Origin of the sequence: Streptomyces dengpaensis, from assembly GCF_002946835.1 — a bacterium.
In the GTDB taxonomy this organism is placed as follows: domain Bacteria; phylum Actinomycetota; class Actinomycetes; order Streptomycetales; family Streptomycetaceae; genus Streptomyces; species Streptomyces dengpaensis.
In genome coordinates, this window is sequence record NZ_CP026652.1 from 5,944,961 (window position 1) to 5,961,414 (window position 16,454).

Annotated in this window: 9 protein-coding genes, 3 tRNA genes and 2 pseudogenes; 4 read left to right on the forward strand and 10 right to left on the reverse strand. The window is 70.7% G+C overall.

The window, feature by feature from the left end; genetic code table 11:
• Positions 1-6 precede the first annotated feature (6 nt).
• Together C4B68_RS27490 and C4B68_RS27495 are read right to left on the reverse strand one after the other, a co-directional pair.
• Complete coding sequence (locus tag C4B68_RS27490) at positions 7-1,461, reverse strand: FGGY family carbohydrate kinase (protein ID WP_099499141.1); 1,455 nt, start codon at positions 1,459-1,461, stop codon at positions 7-9.
• Positions 1,462-1,534: 73 nt separating this feature from the next.
• The gene (locus tag C4B68_RS27495) at positions 1,535-1,834 is read right to left on the reverse strand and encodes a YtxH domain-containing protein (protein ID WP_099499140.1); all 300 of its coding nucleotides are present in this window, start codon (positions 1,832-1,834) and stop codon (positions 1,535-1,537) included.
• A gap of 144 nt (positions 1,835-1,978) precedes the next feature.
• Between C4B68_RS27495 and C4B68_RS27500 the strand changes: the two genes are divergently transcribed.
• From C4B68_RS27500 to C4B68_RS27510, 3 genes are all read left to right on the forward strand, one after another.
• Positions 1,979-2,051, forward strand: a tRNA-Asn gene (locus C4B68_RS27500).
• Positions 2,052-2,056: 5 nt separating this feature from the next.
• Positions 2,057-2,129 (forward strand) — tRNA-Asn (locus tag C4B68_RS27505).
• Between the two features lie 176 nt (positions 2,130-2,305).
• Positions 2,306-2,382: transfer RNA gene (locus tag C4B68_RS27510), tRNA-Ile, on the forward strand.
• Positions 2,383-2,577: 195 nt separating this feature from the next.
• Here C4B68_RS27510 and C4B68_RS27515 read toward each other — a convergent pair.
• Together C4B68_RS27515 and C4B68_RS27520 are read right to left on the reverse strand one after the other, a co-directional pair.
• Complete coding sequence (locus C4B68_RS27515) at positions 2,578-3,840, reverse strand: hypothetical protein (RefSeq protein ID WP_099499139.1); 1,263 nt, start codon at positions 3,838-3,840, stop codon at positions 2,578-2,580.
• Positions 3,841-3,979: 139 nt separating this feature from the next.
• Entirely contained in the window at positions 3,980-5,482 is a 1,503-nt protein-coding gene (locus C4B68_RS27520; RefSeq protein WP_099499138.1) for a serine/threonine-protein kinase, read from the reverse strand.
• 218 nt (positions 5,483-5,700) lie between these two features.
• On the opposite strand from C4B68_RS27520, the pseudogene C4B68_RS27525 reads away from it, so the two are divergent.
• Positions 5,701-6,564, forward strand: a pseudogene (locus C4B68_RS27525) (alpha/beta fold hydrolase); the annotation flags it as partial.
• Positions 6,565-6,770: 206 nt separating this feature from the next.
• On the opposite strand, the gene fxsT reads toward C4B68_RS27525, so the two are convergent.
• From fxsT to C4B68_RS27555, 6 genes and pseudogenes are all read right to left on the reverse strand, one after another.
• Complete coding sequence (gene fxsT / locus C4B68_RS27530) at positions 6,771-10,706, reverse strand: FxSxx-COOH system tetratricopeptide repeat protein (RefSeq protein ID WP_099499137.1); 3,936 nt, start codon at positions 10,704-10,706, stop codon at positions 6,771-6,773.
• Positions 10,703-12,019, reverse strand: a complete 1,317-nt coding sequence (locus tag C4B68_RS27535) for a TIR-like protein FxsC (protein WP_180289153.1) — start codon at positions 12,017-12,019, stop codon at positions 10,703-10,705. The genes fxsT and C4B68_RS27535 overlap by 4 nt, the downstream gene beginning before the upstream one ends.
• 93 nt (positions 12,020-12,112) lie before the next feature.
• The gene (locus C4B68_RS27540; protein ID WP_099499497.1) at positions 12,113-12,820 is read right to left on the reverse strand and encodes an AAC(3) family N-acetyltransferase; all 708 of its coding nucleotides are present in this window, start codon (positions 12,818-12,820) and stop codon (positions 12,113-12,115) included.
• A 106-nt stretch (positions 12,821-12,926) separates the two neighbouring features.
• Positions 12,927-15,110 carry a radical SAM/SPASM protein FxsBH, inactivated beta-hydroxylase extension form gene (fxsBH, locus tag C4B68_RS27545; RefSeq protein ID WP_099499135.1) on the reverse strand — a complete coding sequence of 728 codons (2,184 nt, stop codon included), beginning with the start codon at positions 15,108-15,110 and terminating at the stop codon, positions 12,927-12,929.
• Positions 15,111-15,252: 142 nt separating this feature from the next.
• Positions 15,253-15,435 (reverse strand): hypothetical protein, encoded by a 183-nt coding sequence (locus C4B68_RS27550; protein WP_099499134.1) that lies wholly within the window; start codon positions 15,433-15,435, stop codon positions 15,253-15,255.
• A 387-nt stretch (positions 15,436-15,822) separates the two neighbouring features.
• Positions 15,823-16,444, reverse strand: a pseudogene (locus C4B68_RS27555) (GAF domain-containing protein); the annotation flags it as partial.
• Between the last annotated feature and the right edge of the window lie 10 nt (positions 16,445-16,454).

A 16,454-nucleotide genomic window follows, 5' to 3' on the forward strand; every position in this document is an offset into this window, starting at 1 on the left:
GGGCGCTCACGCCCGGAACGCCCCAGGATGCGTCTGTTCGCGTACGGACACGTACTGCTGTCGTACGGCCTGCCCCACGGCAAGCTCCTCACCGGGCTCCAGCACCTGGGCGACCGCACCCTGCCAGACAGGAGGCAGCCGCGGGTCGAGCGTGCCCTGCGAGACCCCGAGGGCCCAGGCCGCCTGCCGGGCCGCGCCGAGCGCCGCGTAGTCAGCCGGCTGCGGTACGACGACCTGTGCGCCGAACAGTGCGGGCGCCATGGCCTGGACGGCGGGCAGCTCGGCGGCCGGGCCGAGGAGGAAGATCCGCCGCACGTCGACACCCCGGCCGCGCAGCACGTCCAGCGCGTCCGCGAGCCCGCACAGCATGCCCTCGAAGGCCGCCCGCGCCAGATGCTCGGGCCGCATCGACTCCCGCCGCAGCCCGGCGAGGGTCCCCGCCGTGTGCGGCAGGTTCGGCGTCCGCTCGCCCTCCAGATACGGCAGCAGTACGAGCCCGTGGGCGCCCGGCGTCGACTTCATCGCCAGTTCGGACAGGCTCTCCAGGTCGGGCACGCCGAGGAGTTCGGCGGCCCCGCGCAGCGCCCGTACGGCGTTGAGCGTGGTCACGACCGGCAGATGCATACCGGTCGCGTCCGCGAGCGAGGTGATCATGCCGGTGGAGTCCACCAGCGCCTCGGGGTGGACGGCCATCACGGATCCGGAGGCACCGAGGGACACGACCGCGTCCCCGAGTCCGATCCCGAGCCCGAACGCCGCCGCCATCGTCTCGCCGGTCCCGGCGGAGATCAGCAACCCCTCCGGTGTCGTACCGGCGGCTTCGGACGGGCCGAGCACGTCGGGCAGCGCGGCCTGATGTCCGAGTGCCAGTTCGACGAGATCCGGCCGGTAGGCGCCGGTCGCCGCCGACCAGTACCCGGTCCCGGAGGCGCCACCGCGGTCGGTGCTCCTCCTCACGGGCCGCCCGAGCAGCTGCCACACGAGCCAGTCGTGCGCCTGCAACAGAGCGGCGGTGCGCAGGGCCGCCTCGGGCTCGGTCCTGTTCAGCCAGCGCAGCTTGGTCACCGGCTGCGCGGCCTGCGGCACACAGCCCACGGCCTGCGCCCACGCCTCGCGCCCGCCGAGCGCGTCCACCAGATCCGCCGCCGCGACCTGCGCGCGCTTGTCGCCGCCGACGAGGGCCGGGCGCACCGTATTGCCCTGCGCGTCCAGCGGGACGAGCGCGTTCTGCTGCGCGGAGACGCCGATGGCCTGCACGCTTTCGAGCAGCCCGCCGCCGGCCGCCTCTCCCAGGGACAGCAGCCAGGCCTGCGGATCGACGTCGGAGGGACGGCCGCCGCCCTCAGCGCTCTCGACCGGGTGTGGCGCATAGCCCTGCCTGAGCACGGCCCCCGTGTCCGTGTCACAGACGACGATACGAGTGAAATCGGGCGAACTGTCCAGCCCGGCGACTATCCCCATGGCGGAAATTCTGCCGTATGGCGAGGGCCGGCCGTACCGCGTCGGCGTGGGCGGAGCTGCCGGGCGCGTGACGCTAGGTGTTGCTGGTGCCCCAGTCGTCCTCGCCGGTGCCGTTGGTGTTCCACTCGCGCAGGGAGCGGACCCGGCCGGCCACCGAGTCGGGGACGTGGACCTTGTCGCTCACCGTGTGGAGCGCCTTGCCCGCGAACTCCCGGCCCTGCTGGGCGGCGCTCTCCGCGGTATTGCGCACGGCGGGGTTCTGCGCGACCTGGCGCGCGGACTTCTTCAACTGCTCGTAGCGCTCGCGCCCGGCGCGTGTACCGAGCACGTAACCCACGGCCAGTCCGGCGACGAATGTGAGCCGGTAGCGCATGGCGGCCACCCTTCCCTAGCGTCGGATCGGTGCGGAGGGAACCGATTGGCGGAGCACCCCCCTGCTTGCGCTAATGTATGTGTCGCAGCGAGCGCACGCCCCCTGGCGAATACCCGGGTAGGTACGTTCGATGCAACGAGGCAATCCTCCGTAGCTCAATTGGCAGAGCAGCCGGCTGTTAACCGGCAGGTTACTGGTTCGAGTCCAGTCGGGGGAGCTCGATCTCCTGTAGCTCAATTGGCAGAGCAGCCGGCTGTTAACCGGCAGGTTACTGGTTCGAGTCCAGTCGGGAGAGCAACGGAAGAGGACCCCCTTGGGGTCCTCTTTCATGTCTGCTTTGTGTCTGCGGGAACCGCGCAGGCCGCGCCGAAGTCCTCATGGTCGTGCGATGCCGACCATCCGAAGCAGGAGATCGTATGAGCGGCTATGCTGCGGCAGACGGCGCGCACAAATGTGCGCGACACGCCGCACGGGGCGGTAGCTCAGCCGGTTAGAGCAGCGGACTCATAATCCGTCGGCCGTGGGTTCGAGTCCCACCCGCCCCACCACGGCCCCTCGCCGCAGGAACGTTTCCACCTGCGACAGGCCGTCACCCCCTCGCTGGGCGAGGGGGTTTCGTCGCCTCTGGAGATCGTCGGCCTGGCCGCTGCCGGCCCGAATGGCGGACGATCAAGCCACGAGCGGCCCAGGGGCTGAGAGGGCCACCACGGGAGCCGTGGTGACCCTCCTCGGGGAGTCCGTCGTTACCGCCGGGCCGCGCGGCGGCGGACCACCAGGACCGCGCCTGCGCCGGCGGCGACGGCCGCGGCGGCGGCGCCCGCGAGGGGCAGGGCCGAGCCGGAGCCGGTGTTCGCCAGGTCGCCTCCGCCGGTGGAGGAGGTGCCCGAGGAGCCGGTCGTCGAGGAGCCACCCGTGGAGCCCTCGGTGGAACCGCCCGTAGGACCGCCCGCGGAGCCGGAGCCGCCCGTGGAGCCGGAGCCCCCGGTCGAGGACGTCCCGCCGTCACCGCCCGTCGAGCTGCCGCCGCCCGTCGAGCCGCCCCCGGTGACGTCGAGCAGGATCTCGGCGGTGTCGTTCGCCTTGTTCATGTCGAACGGCCGGTCCTCCGCGTCCAGCGCCACCGAGCCCTTGGCCCCCGGCACCGCCTTGTCGATCCTCAGCGTGAAGGTGTAGGTCTGTCCGTCGGTCGCGTCGACCCAGGACTGGCTGGTGCCGCATTCGTAGCCTCCGGGCCCGACCTCGTCGCAGTACCCGTGCGCCTTGGTCACCGTCGTACCAGCGGGCATCTGGATCAGGACCCGGGTCGCCGGGGTGCCAGGGGTCCCCTGCACCCAGCCCGGTCCGGCGTTGGTGAACTTCGCCTCCAGGGTGACCGTGTCCCCGACGCGGCCCTTGAGCTTCGCTCCGGTCACCTGGAAGTCGGCCGTGTTCACCGCGGTCACCGGCACGGTGGCCGCGTCCCAGTCCGGGTGGTTCGCGCCGCCGGTGCCGACCGGGGTGGTCGCGGGCTGCTCAACCAGCCTCACCGCGGGGGCGGTTCCGCGCACGGGCCGCGAAGCGCCGTCCCCGGGACCGTGCTCGTAGGTGGCGACCGTCACCCGAAGCTCGTCGTACAGCGCGCGGTCGAGGGCCTTCAGCGTCAGCGGCTTCTCAGGCGCGTAGACGACGCCGGGTTCCACCGCCTGGTCGAACTCGCATTCCGCGACCGAGGCGCTCGGGGCTTCGTCGAACGAACTGACCTCCCATTGAACGCAGTTGGACGGCAGCTCCGTGTGTCCCAGCCCTTGGGTGACCGAGTACGAAAGCCAGACCTTGTCGGCCGCCGCGGTCCCCGTGTTCTTGAAGACGGCCGGCACGTCGAAGGTGCTGCCCGGCTTCACATCGTCGATCGGGGAGAACTTCCCCAGCGCCAGGGCGGGCTGGGGTTCATCGGCGGCGGCAGCGGGGGCGGCGCCCAGCGAGATCAGGGCTACGGCGCCGATCGCGCCGACGGTCTTGCGGAGCATATGGGTCCCTCTGAGTAAATCGTCGGAGACGGACGGGGGAACGGCGAGGAAACAGCAGTTCCCCAACATCAGACACCCGCTGAGGCAGAAGGGTTGTGCTGATGATGGTGTGCCGCCCGTCGGCCCGACGGCCGCGGCTCTATTGCGGGCGGGTGCAGCGGCCCGTCGGTGCGGTCGCCGGAGGACGGCACTGGAGGACCGAGTCGGCCGCGTTCGTGCTCAGATAACGGCCGATGCAGGTGTTCGCCGTGGTCCTGCCGCGCTCGGCGCAGAACGCGAGGGCGGCACGGCCGCCGGCGAAGGGGCCCGGCGCGTAGATCACCCAGTAACCCGGGCGCAGGGAGGCGTACTTGTCGCTGCGCACCATCCTCGCCTCGGGCACGGACTTCCTGATCTTCGCGAACCGGATGTCCCGCGCGGCGGTGCCCGAGCCGACGGGTTCGGAGAAGAGCTGGGCGATCCACTGGCCTGTGGGCGGGGGCGGTGTCGTCGCGGACGCGGTGGGGGAGCCCTTCGCGGAGGGCGTGGGTGTGGGCGTGGGGCTCGGTGTCGGTGCCGTTCCGGGCCGCGAGGGCGTCTGCGTGGTCGTCGATGAGCCCGGGGCTCCGCCCGTCGCCGGCGTTCCGTCTCCCGGGTCGCGCAGCGTGAGGAACAGCGTGGTCGCCGTGGCGATCGCCAGCACCGCGGTCACGGCGACGGCGATCGTCGTACGGCTACGGGCCCGCGGATGGTTGTCCGTGTACGGCGGCGGGGTCGCCCGTCTCGTGGGTGCGGGCCCGGCGACCGGTGGCGGTACCGGCGCGGTCTGCGTCGGCTGGGCCCAGTGCGGCGTTGCTCCCGACCCGACCTCCGCCAGCATCGCGTCCAGCCGCTGCGCGTCGGGCCGGGCCGCGGGGTCGCGTACGAGCAGCGCGTGGAGTACGGGTTCGAGCGGGCCCGAGCGGACCGGCGGCGGCAGCGGGTCGTCGAGGACGGCGGCGAGGGTGGCGAGGGTCGTCGCGCGCCGCAAGGGGCTGACGCCCTCCACGCACACGTACAGGACGAGCCCCAGGGACCAGAGGTCGGACGCCGGGTCGTCGTCGGCATGGCCGCGGATGCGCTCGGGGGCCATGTACTCGGGCGAGCCGACGAGTTCGCCGGTGACCGTCAGGGCGGTCGTGCCCTGGAGCGCCGCGATGCCGAAGTCGGTGAGGACGGCGGTTCCGTCGGGGCGGAGCAGGACGTTGGCGGGTTTGACGTCGCGGTGCTGGATGCCGGCGGTGTGCGCGGCCCGGAGGGCGGAGAGGATCTGGCGGCCGATGGAGGCAGCCTCGGACGGTGGCAGCGGCCCTTCGGCGTCGAGCCGCTGCTGCAGCGAAGTGCCGGGCACCAGCTCCATCACGATCCACGGGTGCGGATCGGCGTCCACGATGTGATGGACGGTCACCACATGCGGATGGCTCAGCCGGGCGAGCGCCCGCGCCTCGCGCAGCACCCGTTCCCGTACGGCGTCGGAGGCCCCCGCGTCGGGCCGTACGGCCTTGAGGGCGACCTCGCGGTGCAGCACGGCGTCGCGGGCCCGCCACACGGTGCCCATCCCGCCACTGCCGAGCCGCTCGATCAGTTCGAACCGTCCGTCTACGACGTCCCCCGGTGCGTTCATGCGCGACAGGCTAGAGGGTCGGGGGCGAGACTCCGATTCCGGTTCCGATTCCGGTTCGCCGTCGAACCCCGGGTGTGCGCCGCCAGAGTCTCTGATGTGGCGTCAAGTGATCTGATATGAAGTCTTGTTGACCTGCGGATTCGTTTCGTCCTGCGAGCTTGCGGGCAGGGATCGGGAAGCGTTTGACCCGGTCCAGCGGACCGAGGAGGGGGAGCGCTGTGCGCGATCATGTGCGGACGGCGGACGGGCGGTTGCTGCGCGTCGAGGTCACGGGGGATCCGCGGGGTCGCCCGGTGTTCCTGCTGCACGGGATGCCCGGCAGCCGGGTCGGGCCCCGGCCGCGGTCCATGTTCTTGTACCAGCGCGGTACGCGGCTCGTCAGCTACGACCGCCCGGGGTACGGGGGGTCCGACCGTATGCCGGGGCGGCGCGTCGTCGATGTCGTACAGGACGTGACCTGTGTTGCCGACGCCCTGGGCCTTGAGCGGTTCGCGGTGGCCGGGCGGTCCGGGGGTGCCCCGCACGCGCTGGCGTGTGCCGCGCTGATGCCGGAGCGGGTGACGCGGGCCGCCGCGCTGGTCGGGCTGGCACCGCGGGACGCGGAGGGGCTGGACTGGTTCGCCGGGATGGCGTCGTCCAATGTCCATGAGTTCCGGACGGCGTTCACCGATCCCGAGCGGTTCGTGGAGCGGCTGATTCCGCGGTCCGCCGCGATCCGGCGGGATCCGGTGCGGCTGCTGGAGGAGTTGCGGCAGGATCTCACGGATGACGACCGGCAGATCGTGTCGGACAACACCATTCGGTCGATGTTGCTGCGCAACTACCGGGAGGCGTTGCGGACTTCGCCGTACGGGTGGGTCGATGACGCGTTGGCGTTGACCGGCAACTGGGGGTTCGATCCGGGGGACATTCAGGTGCCGGTGTTGTTGTGGCACGGGGTGAAGGATGTGTTCTCGCCCGCGTCGCATTCGTCGTGGCTTGCGGCGCGGATTCCTCGGGCTACGGCGGTGCTGGAGCCTACGGCGGCGCACTTTGCCGCGTTGCGGGCCCTGCCCAAGGTGCTGACGTGGTTGCTGGCCGATGTGCCCGTCTGGCCGGGGGGCCGGCGGGGGCGGGCGTCGGGGCCCGCGGCGGAGCCGCTGATGGATGCCGTCGCCCCCTCCGCCCCTACCCTCCCCCACTCTCGGCTTTGCTCGAGCGGGGGGACCCCCATCGTCCCTGGGGGCTGCCGCCCCCAGGCCCCCGCTTCGGCCTGAACGGCCTCGTCCTCAAACGCCGGACGGGCTGACTACACCGCCAGTGGTTCCAAGTCGCGGTAGATCCTGCGGTCGGCCGATGCCAGGCGTGTCATTCCGTTCTCGTCGCCCAGCAGTGCGCGCAGTTCCGCCACTGAATCGTCGCGGAGGCGCCTGGCCTCGTCCTTGCGGCCCATGGCGGCCAGGGTCAGGCCGGTGTTGGCGACGACGCCGAGGGTTTCCGGGTGGTGGGGTCCGAGGACCGTGCGGAGGGTGACGACGGCGTTCTCCTCCAGTTCCCGGGCCTCGGCGAAACGGCCCTGGTCGGCGAGGACGTTGGCGTAGTTGATGCCGGTGAAGAGGGTGTGGGGGTGCTGTTCGCCCAGTACTTCGCCCATCCGGCGGAGCACCTGGCTGAGTACCGTTGCCGCCTCCTCGGTGTCCCCGCAGCCCCAGTGGAAGATGCCCAGGTTGTTCATTGCGGCCTGGGTGTACGGATGGGCCTCGCCCGGCACCTTCATGTACTCGGCCAGAGCCTCCCGGGCGACCTCGCGCGCGGCCTCCCGCTCGTCGGCGGCGAACAGGTCGGCGGCCATGTTCAGATCGCAGGCGAGCGAGTCGGGGGTGGAGGTCGGGTACTGGGCCCGGTACTGGGCGCGCGTGGCCGTCGTCAGCCGGCGGGCGTCCTCGAACTGGCCCGCCCTGCGCAGCGACACGGCGAGCGACTTGGCGCAGCTCAGCGTGCCGGGGAACTCCTTTCCGAGGATCCGCTTATGGGCGTCGTACGCGCGGGAGAGCATCGACACCGACTCCGTGTAGCGGCCCACCTCGCGCAGGTCGCGGCCCACGCGAGCCGCCGAGGCCAGCGTGTACGGGTGGTCGGGGCCCAGGACCTCGATGCGCCGGTCGTAGGTGTCCTGGTCGATGACGCGGGCTTCGCCGTAGCGGCCGACCATGCGCAGCGCGAGCGCGAGGTTGTTGGCGGCGCTGAGGGTGCGCCGGTGGGACTCGTGGAAGATCTGGCTGAAGCCCTCGTGCGCCTCGCGCGCGAACTCCACCGCCGAGCCGTACACGCCGAGCGCCGCGAGGTCACTGGCCAGGCCGGACATGGTGACGTACGTGTGCGGGTGCGAGGGCCCGAGGACGCGCTGCTGGCGTTCGAGGAGTTCGGTGTTGATGTCGCGGGCTTCCACGTACCGGCCTTGGGAGCGCAGGACGTTGCCGAGCTGGCAGCGCAGGTAGAGGTACTGGACGTCGTCCTCGCCGAGGATCGGCTTCCAGTGGTCGAGGAGGTCCTGGGCGAGCGCCTGGGCGCCGGGGAACTCACCGCGCTTCCACAGATAGCGGACGCGGTCGATGAGCAGCCTGCGGGTCTCCGCCTCGGTGCAGTTGCGGGCGTCGGAGGCGGCCAGGTGCGGCCAGATGACCGAGAACCGCGGCCAGGTCTCGGGGTCGTCGATGGGCTCGTCGCCGTCGGGCCGGCAGCCGGCGAGGACGGTGTGCACGACGTGCCGGGCCTGCCGCTGCTCCTCCTCGGTGAGCTGGGAGCGGATCACGGCCTGCACCAGACGGTGGACCTGGATGCTGTTGCTGACCTGGTCGACCTTGGCGAGCGCGAACCGGCCGATCTCGCGGATGACCCGGCCGAGCAGCAGACTCTCCTGGAGGGCGGGGTCGTACGGCTTGAGGGCGTCGATCATCTCCTTGCTGTAGAGCAGGTGGGAGGAGATCGGTTCCGCGGCGAGGAACGCGCACAGCTGGAGCAGGCGGACCGAGGCCGGGGAGCGTTCCCGGAGCCTGGCTATGGAGATGTTCCAGGTCGCGGCGACCGTCTTGGGGTAGTCGGAGGGCTGGTTGAGGTCGAGCACCTCGGTGGTCTGCTCGGCCAGCTGGCGCAGATACTCCTCGATCGGGGTGGCCGTCTCGGCGAGCCACGCCGCCGCCTGTTCGACGGCCAGCGGCAGATCGCCCACCGCGACCGCCACCTGGTCGGCCTCCTCGGGGGTGAGCCCGGAGGCGCGCCGGGTGAGGTGCTCGACGCTCTCCTCGCGCAGGAACACGTCGATCGCCAGGGAGTCGCCCTGCTGCGCCCACGCCTGGTTGCGGGAGGTCACCAGGATGTGGCCGCCGCCTCCGCTCGGGAAGTAGCGGGTGAGCTGGGTGGGATCGTCGGCGTTGTCGAAGACCAGGATCCAGCGCTTGGTCGGCGCGCCGCGGGACAGCATCTGTACGGCTTCCTGGCTGGCCAGGTTGATGTCGTCGCCGCCGGGTGCGCCGATGCGGGCGGCGAGTTCGGCGAGCGAGGCGACGACGTTGCCGGTGTCCTCGGCGGAGATCCACCACACGAGGTCGTAGTCCGCCATGAACCGGTGCACATACTCCAGAGCGACCTGCGTCTTGCCGACGCCGCCGAGCCCGAACAGCGCCTGCGGCTGCGGCAGGACGACGGACATGCCGCCGCTGAGCTGGTCGCGGACCCGGTCCAGGATGAGGTTGCGGCCGGTGAAGGTGTTGTTGCGCTGCGGCGCGTTCCAGACGGCCGGGGTGCTGCCGGGGAAGCGGGGACCGGAGGGGCCGCCGTCGAGGGGCCGGCCCGGCAGCTCCAGGACGCTCAGCAGCGCGGTGACGCACTGGCCCTCGTCGAGCCGGTGCAGATCGACCGGATTGTGGTCGAGATACGACTCGGGCAGTCGCACCTCGTCGACCCGCAGCGGGACCAGGGTGGCGCCCGTGGCTTCCGAGTCGGACTCGATGAGGGAACGCCAGACGGCGTCGGCGTTGCGGGACTTGCGGAAGGCGTTCGAGAGGAGGACCAGGGTGCGGGTCGCCGGGTCGTGGTGCTCGACGGACCCGGTGGAGATGTCGTGCGGAATGACGTTGCAGCCGGACCGCTTGAGGAGGGACTCCGCCCAGTCGGCCCACATGCGGTTCTCCGCCGCGTACGCGATGACGACGTCGGCGGCGGTGGTCATCGGCCGCCGACGCAGGAACGCGTCGCGGCAGCGCAGCCGCACCGGCTCCGGCACCGGCGGCAGCGCGGTGACATCGCCGTCTGTGATGACCGCGGTGAGCCGTTCGAAGGCGGACAGCAGCGAGTTGGCGATACCGCTCTCGTCGCCGACGGTGGCGAGGGTCTCTTCGTAGGCATAATAGGGCCTATAGGGTATTTCGACCGCCCCCCAGTACGCGGTCAGCTCCTCGCCGCCCAACTCCTCGCCGCCGAGTCCCTTGGGCAGTCCGTCGAACTTCAGCCGGGCGAGCGCCCGTCCGGCGTCGACCTTCTCCTTCTCGCCCTCGTCGATCCGCATCGGCACCGGCAGCACCCGGATCTTGCGCTTGCGGTAGCCGTCCTCGACGCTGCGGGCCACGGCCGCCGCGCCGTCCAGGGACTGGTCGCTGAGGGTGAAGCAGTCCACGAGGACATCCGGCATCTGCATGGTGCAGATGTCCGCGTTGTCGGACAGACCGGTCCGGCTGTCGACCAGGACATAGTCGTACGACGCCTTCATGTCGTCGCGCAGCGCGTCGAGGAAGAGCCCGCCGCCGAGCCGCTCGTAGAAGTTGTCCCACTCGAAGGACGACACGGTCGCGGAGTACGAGCGGTCCTGGCGTCCGGCGGAGAGGAAGTCCAGCGAGCCGCCCTCCTGGAAGCGCAGTCCCAGCCGCTCCGGTGTCAGCGAGATGGCGTGCTGCTCGACCCGCGCGTAGTCGAGGTGCCACTGTCCGGAGCGCTGGGTTCCGGTGGTCGCGGCCCAGGCGTACTCGTTGATGATGTCGATGACACCGGTGGTGGCCGCGAGCGCGTTGGGATCGAGGAAGGGGTGGAAGAAGCGGTGCAGACCCGGGGCCTCCAGGTCCCAGTCGACGGCCAGGACGCGCTTGCCGTTCGCCGCGAGGATCCATGCCGTGTTGGCCAGGGCCATCGTGCGGCCGGTGCCGCCTTTGTACGAGTAGAAGGTGATGATGCGTCCGTCCTGCGCGGCCGTCATTCTTCTTCTCCTCCGTTATCGGATCCGCCTTCGGGTAGCGGCGGGTGGACGGGGCCCATCAGGCGCGGCCTGCGGATGGTCGGGCCCGCGGGCGGATGAGCCTCGGCGTGCTTGAGGTACTGCCGGGTCGCGTGTGCCACGACGGCCGGGAGTACGTCGGTAAAGGCCTTCAGGGTGGGGACGCCGTTGACGGCGATCCGGCAGTCGGCGCGCCGGCCCCGGTCCAGGATCGACGGAAGGGTCCGCTCCAGGTCGCCGGCCAGCTTGCGGCCCTCCTCGCCGTGACACTGGATGTCGGCCCGGTTCCAGGGGACGATCGCGCTGACCCAGGGGCGGGCGGTCGAGTCGAAGGCCCTGAGTCTGCGCTTGCGTTCCTCGTCGGTCAGCGACCACCGGTCGATGAGCAGAATCCCGGGGTGGCTCGGCGCCGCCTTCTCGGAGTCGTCCGTCACCAGGTCCTCGCCGGTGGTCTCGTCGTCGAAGGAGGACACCGTGATCCGGTAGTCGAGCGACCGGATCAGCTCCTCGGCGAGCGAGGGCAGCGGACGGGTGGACTCCGAGTGGTACGGATTCCAGTCCTGCGCGTCCTCGCCGTACGGGCGGGCGTCCCGGTGCTCGGGGATGGTGTGCCGGGTGGGCGCCGCCACGGTGAGGTGGATGCGCCGGGGGCCCTCGCCGCGCGGCTTGAACGCGCTCGGCGTTGACTCGTACGGGCGGGGCCTGCTCGACGGCAGCGGCGACTCGTGGGCGACCCGCACGATCCGCTGGGCGAGCCCGAGGACGGTCTCCTCGTACTCGTCGTGCAGCCGGTTGAGCTTGATCAGACCGTAGATCCCGTTGGCCGCGTACCGGTCGCCGAACGGCGCGTGGTCCACATGGATATGCCGTACGGAGTCCGGGAGTTGAGCGTAGTCGATATGCGTCCACAGCGCGGGGACGATCGCGGGAACGGAACCGGAACCGGTGGCCCGCGCGCGCAGAATACGTTCGTTGAACGCGAACCATTCCCGGCCGCAACTCTCACTCGTGAAGTACCGCGGCGAGAACAGCGGCACGAACACCCGGCATGTCGCGAGGTTCTCGCTGAGTTTTTCCGGCCACCCGTCCCCCGAGCGCATCTCTCGGTCCATGAAACCCGCGGGCGCGCCGGCCGGGAGATCCGTGAGCGCCATGATGTGGTCGCACAGGTCCGTGAAGAGGACGTGCACCCAGTGGTCCGGATCGCCGCCGCCGGGCCCCCAGGCCGGTGTGTGGGCGTAACTCAGGAAGAAATACGGCCGGTTGTCCGATGATGCCCGTTCAGGTATGTCCACGCGCCCCCCTGCCTGTGGATGAGCCCCTACGGGATGTTCACCTGGCCGGAACCAACAATCTTCCCGACCATGCGCCCGTACGGTCCGCCTCTTTCACGTCAAACCGTGGCGATATCCAGACATCTGGACACCGCCCTGGTCGACAGCTTCCCGCATCCCGAGGAGCAGCACCGCTTTCCCCGCCATTTCCCGTTTCGTCATGAGATCACGCGGCAGTCGTTCCCCGATGGCTCCGAAGTCCCCGTCGTACAGGGTGATGTCCTCGTACGGGGTCCAGTTCCCCTTCTCGCCCTCCACGCCGTGGTACGTCCGCTTCGGGGGCGTGGGCCGCAGCCGGTACTCGGCGAGATGGAACGCGGTGCACACCTCGAACCCCACCCGGAACAGCAGGACTTGGGCGTCCGCGGCGTACAGCCGGGCCAGCGGGGAGCGCTCGCCGAGAAGGCAGTGCGGATCGTGGTCGCCCAGCAGCTCCGCGGCCCGCGGACCGAGCCCGGCGAACGAGGTGTGCGGATGCCCGCTGCGTACGGCGCCCGGCGTGGTCCGTACGCACTCGGCGAGCACGCCCATCGTCGGACAGGGCGTCGCGTCGGGCTCGAACGGCGGCCTCGACTCCCGGAACTCCCTCTCCTCACGCTCGGACATGCCGTCGGTGAGCTCCTTGTACGCCCGCGAGGTGAACGAGTTCTCCGGCGTGAAGGCGGGCACGACGAGCGTGCCGTCGGGGCCCAGCGCCTCGAGCAACGCCTTCTGTACGTCGGTGTCACGCAGCCCCGTGCCGCCGAGGGAGGCGTGGACCATGAGGACGCTGCCGGGGCGGACCCCCACCTCCAGGAATAAGTCGGCCAGTTGCCCGCACTCGAGCCCGGCCGGTCGCCTGCGCTCGAGCTCGGGCAGTTGTGTGTGGTCAAGCACGGTAGTCCTCCCACTCGGCACGCAGCTCCTCCGCCAACACCGCGCCGGTCTCGGTGAGTTCACCTTCCGGCCGGGCGGCCAGCTGCTCAAGGGCGCGGCCCGCCCGCTTTAGTGCGCCGGCGCGTGCGCCGTCATCGCCCCGCCAGTAGGTGGCGTTGCCGAGCTCGCGGCTCGCCTCGTCGAGCAGCCGCCCGGCCCTGTTGCCCGGCACGTTCAGGTCCGCCGTCTCGCGCAGCGCGGTCAGCCTCGCCAGGCGTCCGGTGCGCGGCAGTTCGCGCACGAACTCCTCCGGGTCGACGTCGACGGCCACGCCGACCGCGCCGAGCCCGTGGGCGCCGAGCCGTACGCCCGAGCCCGCCACGAGCGGGGTGACCGTGGTGGCGAGCAGCGCGTTGACGTCGTCCCGGCGGCCGGGCTGACGCTCGTCCAGCAGCGCGTACGCCGTGCGCAGCCGTTCGGCGAACGCGGCGAGGTCGCCGGGGCCGAGGGGAGGGGCGACGGGTACGGGGTAGCAGTCGCGGAGCGGGTCGGCGTCGTCGATGAGCAGCCGGGTGCCGTCCGGGAGGGGGAGGGTGCGCAGGGGGCGCCACGGGGTGCGGCCGTCTTCGGGGGCGTAGTCGGTGCCGTCCTCGGGGGAGTACTCGGTACCGTCCTCGGTGCGCACGTGGACGCGGCCCGCCGCCACCTGGACCTCGACGCGACCGGGCCCGGCCAGCGCGAGGGTGCCCAGGGTGGGGAGGTGCAGCTCGGGAGCGGGCTGGTCCCAGGTGAGCTTGAGGTCGGCGCGGGCGCGGGCGGCGATGGCGACCACCGCCGAGGCGAGGGGTTCCGGGGTGGTGACCCGGCCGTGCAGACAGTGCTTGAGCGTGGTGTGCAGATAGGGGTGGGCGAGGACTTCGTCGATGTCCGGTGTGCCGTCCGTCATGCCGTCGAGGTCCAGGAAGGCCCGCCATACCTCGTCCCAGTCGGCTTCCCCGGCGTGCCGGGCCGCCACGACGGCGATGAGATGGCGCACCAACTCGACCTGGGCGAAGCGGAGTTCGTCACTGTCGCGGACGGCCGGGCTGAGCGCGTGCTCGGTGATGCGCTCGGCCACGCCGTCGACGAAGGCGCGCAGGTCGGAACAGAAGACGGACGGGTTGTCGAAGCCGCTGCCGTTGCTGTACCGGTGCGCGTAGAGGCCTCCGCCGCACGACTCGATCACCGGGCAGCGACGGCAGGTCGCGCTGACACCGGCGAGGCCGAGCTGGCGGGCACGTACGCCGGGGTGGCGCGCGAACTCCGCGAAGCTGTGCCGGAAGACGTCGTAGCCGGTCGAAGGGGCCCCGTCGTACGCGGTCTTGAGGGAATCCGCCTGCTCAAAGCTGCCGTCGGTCTCCACCACCGCGAGATCGCTCGGCGCGAGCCCCATCGCCTCCGTCAGGCTCGGCCCGCCCCGCAGGGTGCTGAGCACCGACTCGAAGGTCCGCACCTCGACGGTACGCCCCTGCCGGTCCCAGCGATCGAAGATCTTGAGCAGCCAATCGGCGTACTCGGTGGGTGAGTTGGCCGGTCTGAGCGGAGGACTGTCCCATGTGGAGTGCGGCAGCAGGTAGTCGATGCGGGGCGGACGGAGCGCGGCGAGCGCGTCGTGCACGGCGACGGGATCATTGGCCACGTCCACGGTGCACAGCAGACCGCTGTAGAGATGCCGGTACTCGGGGGTGCGCAGCAGTCTGATCGCGCGCAGCACCCGGTCGTAACTGCTGCGCCGCCTCCGGTCGCGTCGGTGCCGGTCGTTGGCGGCACGGTCGCCGTCGAGCGAGATGCTGACCCTGACGCCGAATTCCTTGAACACATCGAGATGGCGGGTGTTCAGCTGAACGCCATTGGTGTGGATGCGGAGATCTAATGCGGTGACCGGGGTAATAGCACGGGTGAGTTCCGCACAAATGTTTCTCATCCGGATGGGGCCTACGAGAAGAGGTTCACCACCGTGAAGGATCACGGAAACGGAGGCGAGTTTTTGTTCTTCCGCATAGTCCGCGAATCGCCGGGCCACTTTTCCGAGCGTTTCTTCGGAAATGAAGGTCGGGCGCCCTTTCCAGCTTTGATCGGCATGCTCGTACACATAACAGTGATCACAGGCGAGGTCGCATCGACTGTGGATCTTGAGGACGAGCTGCTGCAGCTTCACTCGGAGAAGAGTAGTGCCGACGGGATGTCGCCCGTACCACCAACCCCTTGATCCCTCAAGGAGGTTGACGGCTCCGGCGCACACGCACGGGCGCACCGGACGGTTGTCGTACCGCCGGATGCGCCCGTGTCGAAGTCTGTGTCTACAGTGCCGAGTCGAAGGTGATCGGCTTGGCCGGACGTCGTCCGGGGATGTCGGTCACTCGTCCGGCGGACCGCACGGCTGCGGCGCCGCGGGGGTCGATGGCCGACAGGGGAGTGTGCTGCTTGCGAGCGGGCCGAGGAGCGGCGGAGCGGTGCGTCGTCGGCGTCACCGAAACGTTCATTGGAGAGTTTCCAGTCTGAGGTGGGGATATCTATCTGCTTACGCGGACCCTACAGGAGATCAACAGTTATGGCCTGGCGACGGGTGGATTTCATCTGCATAGCTCTATGTCCGCTCGGGGCAATGGGGGAGGCGGCGGAAGTCGGGCCGCTACGCCATCCGTGGGATTTGTAGACATGTGTTCGATGTGTGCCGGTTGTTCACAACGGTGACTGCCACGTGACCGTCGTGCCCCCGCCACCGTCGCCGCCTGTCCGGCTCCGGCCGTCGTCCGTCCGGTGGTCGTCCGTCCGGTGGTCGTCCGTCCGGTGGTCGTCCCTCGCGCCGTCGTCGTGGACGGTCAGGCGGGCGGCGGAGCGGCCGTCGGGCAGAGTCGCCGTCGTGTCGACCGTGACCCCGCCTGGAGGGGCAGCAGTATGTTCGGCCCGAAGCGTGACCGCACCTGCGTGGTCATCCGTGGATCGGTCGCCGAGTCCTCGAAAGGGGCTGGAGGATGACCCCGGCCGACGCGGCCGCGAGGATCCGGGCCCGTTCGGCGACGGTCATCAGCGCGTCGGCGGCGGCCCTCCGGTGAGCAGCGCGGTGGTGACGGCGGCCGCGCCCTCGATCCAGCGCTCGCGCTGCCGGGCCGTCTCGTACAGCCGGGCGTTGGCGATCGCGATACCGGCCTGGGTGGCCGGCGCGCGCAGCAGATGCTCGTCCTCGCCGGTGAACGGGCCGCCGGGTTTGCCGGCGAGGTAGAGACTCCCGAACTCCTCGTCATTGACGCGGATGGGCACCTCCAGGCGGTCGCCCGTCTCCGCCTCGTGCGCGGCCGCAGCCGTACGGATCTCGACGAGACCGATGTGCCCCCGATCGGGATCGGCGATCCCCAGCACCGCGCAGCGGGCCTCCGTCAGCTCGGCCGCGCCGTCCACGATGTTCTGGAGCGTGGCCCGCAGTTCGAGGTCGGAACCCGCGGCGAGGACGGCTTCCAGGAGGGCCGCGAGGCGGGGGACCGGGTCGGTCATACGAGGCCCC